Origin of the sequence: Paraglaciecola mesophila KMM 241, assembly GCF_000315015.1 — a bacterium.
Taxonomy (GTDB): domain Bacteria; phylum Pseudomonadota; class Gammaproteobacteria; order Enterobacterales; family Alteromonadaceae; genus Paraglaciecola; species Paraglaciecola mesophila.
In genome coordinates this window covers 89,782-102,680 of sequence record NZ_BAEP01000043.1, presented here as the reverse complement: position 1 = coordinate 102,680, position 12,899 = coordinate 89,782, and the positions used below count along the sequence as shown (strand labels likewise).

11 protein-coding genes and 1 pseudogene are annotated in these 12,899 nt (G+C 42.2%); 9 read left to right on the top strand and 3 right to left on the bottom strand.

Features of this window, described 5'->3' with window-relative positions; all coding sequences use genetic code 11:
* Positions 1–1,567: 1,567 nt before the first annotated feature.
* Complete coding sequence (locus tag GMES_RS10055) at positions 1,568–1,960, top strand: hypothetical protein (protein ID WP_006992561.1); 393 nt, start codon at positions 1,568–1,570, stop codon at positions 1,958–1,960.
* Positions 1,961–2,288: 328 nt separating this feature from the next.
* Here GMES_RS10055 and GMES_RS10050 read toward each other — a convergent pair whose 3' ends face one another.
* Positions 2,289–4,061, bottom strand: a complete 1,773-nt coding sequence (locus tag GMES_RS10050; protein WP_006992560.1) for a bifunctional protein-serine/threonine kinase/phosphatase — start codon at positions 4,059–4,061, stop codon at positions 2,289–2,291.
* 62 nt (positions 4,062–4,123) lie between these two features.
* Positions 4,124–5,599 (bottom strand): NarK family nitrate/nitrite MFS transporter, encoded by a 1,476-nt coding sequence (locus tag GMES_RS10045; RefSeq protein ID WP_006992559.1) that lies wholly within the window; start codon positions 5,597–5,599, stop codon positions 4,124–4,126.
* 306 nt (positions 5,600–5,905) lie between these two features.
* Between GMES_RS10045 and GMES_RS10040 the strand changes: the two genes are divergently transcribed.
* Complete coding sequence (locus GMES_RS10040; RefSeq protein WP_006992558.1) at positions 5,906–7,177, top strand: MFS transporter; 1,272 nt, start codon at positions 5,906–5,908, stop codon at positions 7,175–7,177.
* A gap of 2 nt (positions 7,178–7,179) precedes the next feature.
* On the opposite strand, the gene GMES_RS10035 is transcribed toward GMES_RS10040, so the two are convergent.
* Positions 7,180–7,944, bottom strand: a complete 765-nt coding sequence (locus GMES_RS10035; protein ID WP_006992557.1) for a molybdopterin-synthase adenylyltransferase MoeB — start codon at positions 7,942–7,944, stop codon at positions 7,180–7,182.
* 189 nt (positions 7,945–8,133) lie between these two features.
* Here GMES_RS10035 and GMES_RS10030 point away from each other — a divergent pair, with 189 nt between their 5' ends.
* The 7 genes and pseudogenes from GMES_RS10030 (at position 8,134) to moaE (ending at position 12,793) form a co-directional block, all read left to right on the top strand.
* A complete protein-coding gene (locus tag GMES_RS10030) occupies positions 8,134–9,366 on the top strand; it encodes an alginate export family protein (RefSeq protein WP_006992556.1) in 1,233 nt (410 codons plus the stop codon).
* Between the two features lie 161 nt (positions 9,367–9,527).
* A complete protein-coding gene (gene moaA / locus GMES_RS10025) occupies positions 9,528–10,499 on the top strand; it encodes a GTP 3',8-cyclase MoaA (protein WP_006992555.1) in 972 nt (323 codons plus the stop codon).
* Between the two features lie 2 nt (positions 10,500–10,501).
* Positions 10,502–11,080 carry a molybdenum cofactor guanylyltransferase gene (mobA, locus tag GMES_RS10020; RefSeq protein ID WP_006992554.1) on the top strand — a complete coding sequence of 193 codons (579 nt, stop codon included), beginning with the start codon at positions 10,502–10,504 and terminating at the stop codon, positions 11,078–11,080.
* 1 nt (position 11,081) lies between these two features.
* Positions 11,082–11,628, top strand: a pseudogene (moaB, locus tag GMES_RS10015) (molybdenum cofactor biosynthesis protein B).
* Complete coding sequence (gene moaC, locus GMES_RS10010) at positions 11,625–12,110, top strand: cyclic pyranopterin monophosphate synthase MoaC (RefSeq protein WP_006992552.1); 486 nt, start codon at positions 11,625–11,627, stop codon at positions 12,108–12,110. The pseudogene moaB and the gene moaC overlap by 4 nt, the downstream one beginning before the upstream one ends.
* Positions 12,103–12,348 carry a molybdopterin converting factor subunit 1 gene (moaD, locus tag GMES_RS10005; protein WP_006992551.1) on the top strand — a complete coding sequence of 82 codons (246 nt, stop codon included), beginning with the start codon at positions 12,103–12,105 and terminating at the stop codon, positions 12,346–12,348. Before moaC ends, moaD begins: the two co-directional genes overlap by 8 nt.
* A gap of 1 nt (position 12,349) precedes the next feature.
* Positions 12,350–12,793, top strand: a complete 444-nt coding sequence (gene moaE, locus GMES_RS10000; RefSeq protein ID WP_006992550.1) for a molybdopterin synthase catalytic subunit MoaE — start codon at positions 12,350–12,352, stop codon at positions 12,791–12,793.
* The last annotated feature ends 106 nt before the right edge of the window (positions 12,794–12,899 follow it).

The following is a 12,899-nucleotide window of genomic DNA, read 5'->3' as shown; positions in this document are numbered from 1 at the left end:
ACACAGGGCTATCCTTTAACTTTTCATCCGCGTATGGACAAAAAAAAGGCGAAGCCTAATTACCCGTTAAATCCATCAACCGCTGATGCTGAACCACTCAAATATAGCGTGTTCAGTGGTTAATATTCCCAGCAATGTCATATAAGAATCAAAACAAACCTTCGGCTTGTAAATTCTCAGTCATCACTGAAACCTTCTCTGTGTGTGTATATTTAAACTACGACATTTCAGAATTAATTGCAAGCACAAAATCAATCCAAAGTAATCATAACCTATTGTTATGTATAATATTTTTGTTGTGAATTGTAAGTTCAAGGCCCTGTAGATTTATTAGATATGCTCTCCAACAATAACTGTAAAAAAACAATAACACTTTAAATTTATTCAACAAAAACAATTAAGTGCAACCCCTAAACCAAGATTTCAAGCGACACTCATTCACGCACAATCATGCATAAGTCTCGTAGTCAAAATATCCGAAAATGGGATACTAAAAAACAGCTATAACCTGCAAAAAAATTATAAAGAGGTGGTTAAAATAATAGGTTCGCTTGCGAGCACTTAGTGTTACTGAGAACTTTATAGCTATTATCGCTCTGCTGTTAACCAGAAAGCCAAGGGAATGTTCGAATGGATAAGCCTTATCAATATACATTTTGGCAATTCACTTTATCTTCAAATTCGTCGTTAATATTGTTAACCTGCCTTAAGCACCACGTAATCTAACCAATACATTAAATGGATTTAAATTGAACTACGAATTGAATCATTTAGACCATGAAGGTCTGACGTTTATCGCCGCAGCATTGCAAATTCTAAAGAGCCATAATTGCGAGACAGCAGTCATAAAAAGACTGGCCAAAAACAATAATGATAAAAATCAGGTTTACATTCACAAAGACATAAGCGTATTTAGCTCAATGTTTGACCTCAGGTTTAACGAAAGAGACGAGAGTACAAGTGTAACCAAATCTAGCTCAAATCCCGGCGAGCGAATACCTGAAGCAGTTTTTAAGCACTTTAGTTGGGTTTCAACAACAGGTGCGCTCCACAAAGTATCCGACTGCAAAGTGATACTTTACGCACAATACCCCGAAACTAGACTATCGCGCTTTCAAACGAATGACAGAGAAATGCCCCGCTCAATGTCCGTCGACTACACAAAGTTACCGGATATGAAAAGTCGCTATCTTTTAATTGGAACTACTAAGCCAGGCGCAACCGTTATATAGGCTGGACACTGATTTTGGTATTTGGCAAAAAAGACCCAAAAGTGTCGGTCGAAAGTCTTATTCTGAACCATCAAACACTCAACAAACACCAATATAATTTTTGTTGTCATCACGTGAAAGATACGATGCCGCTTTAGCATTACAAATGTAAATTATGACCATATATTTTTTCACTGTTACTTACCCCAAAAATTTAAAGGCAGACTATGTCTTCTGCAATGTCAACAACCACCTACCTCTTAAGTGGTAGCTTATTACTCCTTATGACCTAAAGCCTTCTTTGCTCATTGTCATAGAATAGGCCAATCGAAATTTATCAAATAAGGCTACATACTATGATTTCAATGTTCAGTGATTTGCTGGAAATGGCCAACGAGCAAACTGCTCCACAGCGCTTACTTTTTTTATTTGCTGCTACAGATGAGTCGAATAAAAGTAAAAAGCGCGAGGATAAAAAAGGCACCATCACGCCCACTATGGTTGTAGACAAACTCCCCTCTGAGTTAACTGACTTTCCAGCCTTAGTCAAAGAAGCGGACAGTATTAACAAGGAGTGGAACTTTGTGTTTATAGCTAGCTTGAGTGGTGATCACAATACTGCGCCCACAAGTGAGCATGCAGAACCATTTTTAGACACTATGACCAATGACGTCACTATAGGCAAAAATATCAATCGCTATGTGGTATTTGACCGACAAGAAAACCCGATCGAATTATCCGCTAGCTAAACCTTAGCTAGTAACGACTCAGCGCTTTTATTTCTCAGTTATCATACGATTACGCTCAGCATCTTTCGCCCGATTTAACGCTTGATTGGAACGGGCGAGCATGCCTTCTATGTTTTATCATTCTATGTAACCGATTCCACCAATTGAACTGCACTCTAGTGCTAGGCCAAATTAGCACCTACTCGGCATAAAATTTCATAATAACCAAGGTTTTCGGTGATAATCTAGTCAATAGGATAAACAGGCTATCGCCTGCTTGATGACCAAGCTCAGCCTAAACCTACTTTTATTTTTCTATTCGAAAAGCTAAATACAGAGGCTAAGCCGCTTAAGAAGTGGAAAAGAGTACCACCACTATAACTAACATTAAAATCCAAAATCCAGACATTAGTTGCCAAAAAAGCAATCCACGGCTTTTAGATACTTTAGGATCATCTTGCAAAAACACGGGATTGGGTTTGCTTAGATCGGCCACAAAATCTTGTAGGCGGCTATAACGCACAGACAAATCAATGCTCACGCCTTTCTCCAGCGCTCGGTCAAACCATAAGGGAATGCGAGGATTCATTTCATTTGCGGGTCGATAACGCAATTTGGCAAAATCAAAACTGTTTTGGCACTGCTCAATTTTTTCGCCGTAGGGAAGTTGACCGGTAAAAAGTTCATAACTAATGGTCGCTAAGGCATAAATATCGCCCTGCACGCCAGTATTTTTGCCTTGTAGATAATGGGGATCGGAATAACTTGCCGTACCTAGGGCACCAGTATGTTCCAAAGGCACAAAAATTTCTGCAATGCCTGCTACAAAAACAGAACCAAAATCAATGACCTTAATCTTGGCATTTTCATCAATCAGGATATTTCCGGGTTTGAGGTCTTGATGAATAGTTTCCATCTCATGAAAAGCCTGCAAAGCCAATGCGATCTGTTTGACTATGCAGATGGCTAATTTAGGCGCTGGCAAAGGGTTTTGCATCATCCATTTGTCCAACGGCAATCCCGGTACATACTCCATCAAATAATATAAAAAATTGCGCTGCCGAGTCTGGGTTATGATTTTTACCACATACTTGCTATCAATACGTTTGCCAATCCACTCTTCGCGGATAAAGCGATCGATGTAACTAATGTCATCTTGAAAATTCACAGAAGGGGTTTTCATCACCATCTGCTGCCCACTTTCCTGATCACTAACTAGGTAGACCTGACTGCGGCTACTGGCAAACAATTCTCGTTCGATACGATAACCATCCAAACTCATGCCTGGCTCTAAATCTGGCGGAAAAGGTAGACGAGTTAACTTGCTATTAAAATCATCACGACTTTCTTGCGACAGGCTATTGACCTGCACTAAAGCACAACTGAGATTATCATCACTGCCATTTTTTAGGGCCAATTGAACTAAGCTGTCACAGCGTTGTTGTTCATTCAGCTTTGAAAGTAAGATGGCACTCAGCTCATCTGGAGACATAAAATCGTGCACCCCATCTGTGGAGAGTAAAAACAGATCCCCCTCTTCTAGCGGCTGTTTTCCGTAGTCAATTTGCAGGCTACTATCCATACCCACTGCCCGCGCCAAAATATTTTTTCCGCCACCAATATTAACTGTATGATCTCGGGTGAGCAGTTTCACTTGGCCACCACGCAACAGATAAATATGCGAATCACCGGCATGAAAAAAGTGCGCGGTACGGGATTTAAGGATTAACGCACTAACGGTGCACAAATAGCCTTTTTCTTGTTGCGTAAAGGCATGACTTTTTTTAAATAGATTTAAATTGATACTGCTTAAGGTTTTTTCGCCTGACTGACTGACCGACCAAGTATCTGGTGTCCGGTAATACTCTTGAACAAAAGTATTCACACAAAATTCACTGGCTTCTCGCCCAGCTTCTGCACTGCTCACGCCGTCGGCGATCAATGCACAAATGCCTTTGTTCACCAATGCATGTTGGTTAGGAGCCTGAGCCGCCGCCACAGCATCTTCATTGACACTTTTAACCCCAGACACTGTTTTGAAGGCCATAGTGACCACAAGGCCTACCTCTGGCTTACTAGGCAATCCTTGTTCTGCAGGGCTTTTGGTCTCGCTTGAAATCATATTAGTGCCTGATTGAATGGGTATAGTTGCGGCTCGTCCTTGAACCGCTTTATTTGAATAACTTAACTTACATCAATCAGGTGAACACTGCCATCGGCCGCTACTTCTGTAGTATGCCCTTGTGGCTCTTCCATAAACCAACAAGCAGCAAAAATAACTAAGGCTGAGCATGCGATCACCATAAAAAAAGTGCTGTAGTCAACAAAAGACAATATGGTCAAATAGGTCACTGCCCCCACATTGCCATATGCCCCTGTCATGCCAGCAATCTGCCCGGTCATTCTGCGTTTGACTAAAGGCACAACGGCAAACACCGCGCCCTCACCTGCCTGTACAAAGAAAGAACATAACATAGTGGCAGCCACGGCTAAGGGGATAAACCAATGACCATCAATATTACTCAGGATAAAATAGCCCATTGATAAACCACCAATCAGGATCATTAAACTTTTCCGTCGTCCAAATTTATCTGAAAACCACCCTCCCGTAGGTCTTGCCACTAAATTCATAAATGCAAAACCCGAGGCCAACAAGCCGGCCTTAACCGGATCTAAGTCAACAAAAGTATCCAAAAAGAACAGCGGCAACATAGACACCACGGCCAATTCAGAGCCAAAAGTCACAAAATAGGCCAGACTTAAAATAGCCACTTGTTTGAATTTATACTTGTCAAACTCTGCCACACCATCCCTCAAGGCTTCTTTATTAACCTTGTGGATTTGACTGGTTTGAAAAACAAATAACACCAACAATAGGCCCCACAACACCATCATGATGTTGTCGCTGTACAATGCCACTCCTGCAGGTGATAGCTTCCAAGCCAAAGTAGCCAAAGCTAAATACATAGGTACATTCATGGCGAGGTAAAAGTAATAGTCGCCTTTGCTGGTGACTTCTAACCCACCAGATTTTTTAGGCTTAAAATAAGTAGAGCCTTTAGGGGTGTTTTTTGCTTGAGTGTAATAAAAAATACCATATAAAAAGGTCAACGCACCTGTTGTGGCAATAGCATATCGCCAGCCATCATTACCACCATAAATTAAGGCTAAAGTAGGTAATGACATGGCTGCAGCGGCCGAACCAAAATTTCCCCAACCGCCATAAATACCTTCAGCAATGCCAACTTGTCGGGCCGGGAACCATTCTCCTACCATACGAATGCCGATCACAAACCCTGCCCCCACAAAGCCTAATAAAAAACGCATTAAGGCCAGTTGGGCATAACTATCGGCCATGGCAAAAGCGAAGCAGAAAAAGGATGAGGAGATCAACAGTCCACTAAACACATATCTGGGACCAAATTTATCCACCAAAATCCCCACCACAATTCGGGCAGGAATAGTTAGTGCCACATTCAGAATAAGCAGGGCTTTCACTTGCGCAGTAGATAGATCAAATGCCTCTTTGATAAATATCATCAAAGGGGCATGACTAAACCACACAACAAATGTGAGGAAAAAAGCGAACCAGGTTAGATGTAAGGTTTTGATCTTGGGTTCACTGAGCTTTAGCAAATTAAGTTTACTAACAGTTGTCATTATTATGCTCCTTTTTATAGGGATAGCAGGGGCTTTGGATTGATATATACGAGGATAATGGCATGCTTTTTCATCTGGGTTTAGCCCATTAAAGGGCTTGATTTCTTTTCAAAAAAAAGTCCTAGCTCTTTTAGGGTAGTGGCCTTCAAAGCCCTAAGACAGGCGGGTAGCGAGCTTTATACCTACTTTTGGGTAGTTTTTTTTACTGATTAACATAGTCTCAACTAGTTGGGGATATGGTGAAATGACGTTAAGCCCGCTAGGATGACCAATATGATCCTGAACTAACAACCAGATTAGGCAGCTATGAGCTCGCAAATCCCACACTCAACTCGCGCTTTAGTGTTAGCAACCTTGGCATTTGCCGTGAATTTCTCGGTGTGGACCTTGTATTCTGTGATGGGCATAGAGCTAAACACTCAGCTATCACTTTCAGCTACCGAATTTGGTTTATTACTATCCGCCCCTATTCTCAGTGGTGCACTATTTCGTTTACCCATAGGTTTATTGTGTGAACGGTATTCCTGTAAAAGACTGCTGATCCTACAAATGTTATTGCTCATCCCGCCATTAATGCTTTTGCCTCAGGCTTCAACCTATGCTGAATACTTAATTTTAGGCTTTGTTATTGGTATTTCTGGTATTTCTTTCACTATTGGCATTCGCTACGTGACAGACTGGTTTCATGCCAACGAACAAGGCATGGCCATGGGAGTATTTGGTGCGGGTAATGCCGGAGCAGCGCTCAGTTTAATTTCTGTCCCCATGATTATAGAGCATTGGGGTTGGCAAAATATCGGCCCAAGTTACGCGGTTGCGGTTGGCCTTACAGCGGCACTATTTTCACTGTTGGCACCTGAATTGCCTTTGTCTAGACGTATCAAGGAGCCTCTTCCTTTAGAATTTTATTTGGCCCCCTTACGGCATGCAAAAGTCTGGCGATTTGGCCTTTATTACTACTTTGTATTTGGCAGCTTTTTGGCCTTGTTGTTATGGCTGCCCCAGTATTATGTGCAAGCCTATGCCCTACCCTTTAATCAGGCCATGGCCTTAACCTTGTTATTTGTTATTAGCTCGAGCATGGCTAGGGCAGCTGGCGGGTGGTTCGCCGATCGTTTTGGTGCCAGAACCGTTAACTGGAGCGTATTTTGGATATGTTTGGTCTGTCTGTTTTTTCTTAGTTATCCGCCCACGACTATGACTATTCACGGGGTAGATAAAGAAGTGAATATTTATATTGAGCTCAGTGTTTGGGTGTTTACCACCCTATTACTCATTATTGGTTTGGCCCAAGGTTTTGGCCGCGCCAGCGTGTATAAATTGATTAATGATTATTATCCCGAGCAAATGGGCAGTGTCGGTGGCATGGTCGCCATGTTAGGGGCACTTGGCGGATGTACATTGCCTATTCTATTTGGTATCTCAGTAGATTTGATAGGTGTTTACAGTGCTTGTTTTATGCTTTTATACGGTGTCCTAGCGATATGTATGTTACTAATGCATTTGGCAATCAAAAAAGAACGCTATAGAGAACGCCTGAGCGAAGCTATTGCGAATAATTTTCTAGAACAAGACTAGTCTTATCCTTCTTTTTCACAACATGCCTCACATTGAGGATTTTTAGGCACCACAAATTCTTGCCAACGGCTGGTCATTGCATCAAACAATAACAAACGACTGATCAAAGACTCACCATATTGAGTTAAGATTTTTATCGCCTCTAACGCTTGCATAGCCCCTATCACCCCCACAACGGGCGACATCACTCCTGCTTCAACACAACTAAGGTCTTGCTCCGCAAATAAAGTACTTAAACACTGGTAACAAGGGGCATTGTCCGAGGGATGAAAACAAATAACCTGCCCTTCCATACGGATTGCCGCCCCTGACACTAACGGTTTTCCAGCCATAATACAGGCACCATTGATGGCATTACGCGTAACGAGGTTATCAGTGCAATCCACTATCAGGTCGAACTGGACAAGGATTTTTTCTAACTCTTGTGCATCTAGTCTTTTATCAATAGTATCAATCCGACACTCACTGTTTAAACTTCGCAAAGATGCCAATGCCGATGCGCATTTAGTGCTACCGATATCACTTTCACCATGCAACACTTGGCGTTGCAAATTGGTTAATTCTACTGTGTCATCATCGACTAAGGTAAGACCTCCCACTCCGGCCGTCACCAAATATTGGGCACAAGCACAGCCTAGGCCACCCACGCCTATTTGTAATACGCGACTACCCAGTAATTGTTCTTGTTTATCTAGGTCAAAGCCAGGCAATAAGATTTGTCTGGCATATCGCATGGCTTGTTGCTGGGTAATTTCTGGTGGTTTCATTATTTACAGTATTAATGGGGATTAGCCGATTTTTACCATCTGTGGACTAGCTCGGCAATAACTACCTTTAGGTAGATAGCCATACTCCCATTGACACAGCCGAGAAAACAAGTGGTATGTGCATGTTTTTATTGAATTTTATCTTTGTCATTCGGTTATTATTAAGCCTATAAACTAAAGGGGAAAAAGATGAAATCAACACAAAAGGCATCACTAACTAAATATACAAAGGCACTGTTAACCGTCAGTTTGGCGAACATACTAGGCGTTATGGTCAGTCTGCCTGTTTATGCCGACTCAGTCACCCTTGATGCAGTACAAAAAGCCGTAACGGAAGGCAAAACTTCGCTTTCTATGCGTTATCGTTATGAGGGGGTTGACCAAGATGGTATCGAAAAAGATGCCAATGCCTCTACCCTCAGAACGCGTTTAACTTGGAAAAGTGCCAACTTAAACGGTTTTTTCGCCAATATTGAAGTAGATAACGTTAGCGCCATTGGCAATGAGAATTACAACAGTACGGCAAACGCTAAGAGCCAATATCCAGTAGTGGCTGATCCCACAGGTACGGATCTTAACCAAGCTTATATAGGTTATAAACAAGGCAATGTGCTGTTTACCTTAGGTCGCCAACGCATAGTGCACAACGATCAGCGTTTTGTGGGCGGCGTTGCATGGCGCCAAAATGAACAAACCTTTGATGGTTATCGTGTGCAATACCACGGACAGCAAAACTTGAGTATGGATTACAGCTATATCTTCAACGTTAATCGTATTTTTGGTCCTACTGGCAACAATGCGGATTTGACAGGTAAACTTCACCTCTTTAACAGTCAATATAAGCTCAGTGAAACTCACACTTTATCTGGATATGTCTACAGCATGGATTTTGATTCAGCACTGGTTTTATCTAACCGCACTGTAGGTCTAGCCTATGACGGCAAAGTATCTGGATTAAAGATCCATGCGGCGTATGCCACTCAGTCTGATGCCGGTGATAATCCAATTCGCTACAGCACTGATTATCAAACCTTAGAGTTGGGTTATAGCTTTTCAAAAATACACCTTGCTGCCGGTTACGAATCTTTGGGTAGCGACAATGGCAAAGGGTTTATCACTCCCTTGGCTACTTTGCATAAATTTCAAGGTTTTGCTGACAAGTTTTTAGCCACTCCAGCTAATGGCATTGATGATATCTATATCAAAGCCACTGGCAAGCTTGGGAACTTGGGCTTAACGGCAGTGTGGCATGATCTCAGTTCGGCTAAAAACAGCATCGATTATGGTACTGAGCTTAATTTGGTAGCCAACTACCCATTAGCAAATAAACTCGGTCTCATGGTTAAATATGCCCATTACGACGCCGATGAATTGGCTACTGATACAAACAAACTATGGGCGATGTTAAATCTCAGCTTTTAAGTTATCTAAGCCAAACTAAAAAGCCGGCTGATCAGTGCCGGCTTTTTATCCTTGGCCACCAACTACTCCCTTATGAGTATCCCTTCTGCGTAATAACAAAAACATCCGTAATAGCTCAAACTGTACAGCATGAAATTTATAATCATCAGGGTAATTGAATAATGTTGCACGATAGCTTAGGACGACGTTTTCACTACTTGCGTTTATCCATCACCGAATTGTGCAATTTCAGGTGCAACTATTGCCTACCTGATGGTAACCCTTGTGACACCCCTAAAGACAATTTAAGCAAAGACGAAATACGCACCTTAGTAGCGACATTTGCTAAATTAGGCACTTCTAAGGTCAGAATTACCGGTGGCGAACCCGCTTTGCGTAAAGACTTGCCGGATATTATCGAAATTTGCAAAAACACCCCTGGCATAAAAAAAGTCGCGTTAACCACCAACGGTTTTAGCTTAAAACGGCAAATACATGATTTTAAACAAGCAGGACTAGACGCACTCAATGTTAGCGCTGACAGTCTAGATCCAAGAATGTTCGCAGCTATTACCGGTAAAGATACCCTTGAAGATATAATGCAAGGCATAGATATGGCTCTAGGCTGTGGGATCCAAACTGTCAAGCTCAACACTGTGATGTTAAAACAATTTAATCTGGCCGATATGCAGCAATTTTTTACCTTTATAAAAGATACGCCTGTCACTTGGCGTTTTATAGAGCTGATGCAAACTGGCAATAACCAGCAATTTTTTAATCAAAACCATGTGGCCGGTGACAGTCTGAAAAACAATCTGTTGGCACAAGGTTGGCAGAGGGTTATTGCCCCAAAGCACGCAGGGCCCGCGCAAGAATTTAGTCATGCTGATTATGCTGGGCGCATTGGACTTATCATGCCCTATAGCAAAGATTTTTGCCAAACTTGTAATAGACTAAGGGTGTCATCTCAAGGCAAGTTGCACCTGTGTTTATTTGCCGACCAAGGCTTGGATATTCGCCACCATTTAAGTGCAAACGATATACAAGGCGCAAGCACAGCCATTAGTCAATTGGTGGCAGGCAAAACTGCCGGACACAATCTACAACAAGGTTTTACCGGTGCAACACAACAACTAGCCATGTTGGGCGGATAAAGGTGAGTTTTATTGGTGTGGTTTTAGCAGGGGGGCAATCTAAGCGCATGGGTAGCGACAAGGCCTTATTGACCCTAAACGGTGAAAATATGCTAGCGCGCACGTTCCATTGCCTACAACAAGCCCATGCCAAGGATGTCATTATTAGTCGTAATCTTCCATCAGAGCAAAGTCTACAAGATATTTATGCCAACAAAGGGCCGCTCTCTGGCATACATACTGCTGCGGTTAATAGACCTAACCTCGATCTATTATTGGTACCTGTGGACTTGCCTTATCTGCACCACCGAACATTACAACAACTTAGTCACTACAGCCAAAAGCATCATTGCAGTAGCTATTTTGCTAAGCACAACTTGCCACTTTATCTGCTCAATAACCACAACACTGTTACTATATTAGAGCACATTTTGTTGCGCACTGACGATTATTCAGTGGCCAGTTTCATCCGTCAAATTGGCGCACAGGCTATTCAGCCAGCTGATAACCAACACCTGGTAAATACTAACTATCCCGACCAATGGCAACAGGCGCAACAAGCCTTAACCGCCGATAAACATTCCGCGTATAAAGAGACATAATATGGGACATTCCTCACTCGTTTTTGCACCGTTACAAATAGCTGTTTTGACAGTTTCAGACACCCGTAACGAAAGTACTGATACCTCAGGTGAATACTTACGCTTAAGTGCAACTGAAGCAGACCACATAGTAGTGGACGAAAAAAATAGTCATAGATGATATCTACCAAATACGTGCTGCAGTATCTCAGTACATTGCTGATGCCAATATTCATGCAGTATTAATTACGGGGGGCACGGGTTTTACGTCCCGCGACTCTACGCCTGAAGCAGTACAGCCATTATTAGATAAACAGGTTGAAGGTTTTGGCGAATTATTCAGACACCTATCTTATGCAGAAATTGGTACGTCAACCATTCAATCAAGGGCGCTGGCGGGACTGGCCAATGGCACCATAATATTTTGTTTACCCGGCTCAACTGGAGCATGCAAAACAGCGTGGCACGGTATCATAAAAGCGCAACTTGACGGTGCTCAAGGCCCGTGTAATTTTGTCCCACATTTAGCCGGTGCCTTAGCTCAACCTTGCCAGAGTAGAAATCTATGAGTCTTACTTTCACTCATATTGATCAGCAGGGCAAAGCCAATATGGTAGATGTCACTCAAAAACTACTGAGCATAAGAGTGGCGAGGGCACAAGGTTATATAAAGATGCAAGCTAGTACCATTGAGCTCATCAAAACCAATGCCCTCTCTAAAGGTGATATTTTTGCTGTGGCGCGCATAGCAGGTATTCAGGCAGCTAAAAAATGTGCGGATTTAATACCGCTTTGTCATCCTCTTATGCTGAGCAAAGTGGATGTGCAATTTGAAATAGATGAAAGCCAACACAGAGTTAAAATAGAGGCTTTATGCAAATTAACCGGCCAAACTGGGGTTGAAATGGAAGCCCTTACTGCCGTATCCGTTGCAGCATTAACCTTGTTTGACATGGCAAAAGCCGTTGATCCTTTGATGCAGATACAAGACATCAAAGTGATGGAAAAACAAGGTGGTAAAACTGGTGAATGGAGCAGAACACATGATTAAAATACAATTTTTTGCCAGTCTAAGAGAGCGACTTGGGCAAGCTAAAATGAACGTGGAATATAATGGTGAACTAACTGTCGAAGCGCTAAAACAACAATTGTTAACTCGAGGCGAAGACTGGCAAGCGCTGTCTGGCAATAATGTTTTATGTGCTTTGAATCAGAGTATTTGTAAGCCTGATACTATAATCAACGATGGTGATGAAATTGCGTTTTTTCCACCTGTGACTGGGGGTTAATATGATATCAATACAACATGAAGATTTTGACCTGAATCACGAATACCTGCAACTACGAGATTGTAATGATGGTGACGGCGCTATAGTTACCTTCTCTGGTTTGGTGCGAGATTACAATGCTGATGGTTCAGTTTCAGGTCTGTTTCTTGAGCACTATCCGGGTATGACAGAAAAATCCTTAATGGACATTTGTGTGCAAGCCAGAGCCAAATGGCCACTTGGGCAGATCCGTATTATCCACCGTATTGGCCAATTGAACGCTAACGAACAAATTGTGTTTGTGGGGGTCACCAGTGCACACCGAGCCGCGGCTTTTTCTGCGGCAGAATTTATTATGGATTATCTAAAAACGCAAGCACCAATATGGAAACAAGAGCATAGTGCGAAAGGTCCAAAATGGGTTGAAGCAAAAGACTCAGATGTGACCGCCGCTAATAAGTGGTAAGTTATCTAAGACAAAGTTTGTGACCTAGATATAGGCTTACAAGTTGTATCGCTTGGCTTATTAATCATCTTCAAAAAGCAAGACAAAGACTCGCCATTATTTTCTA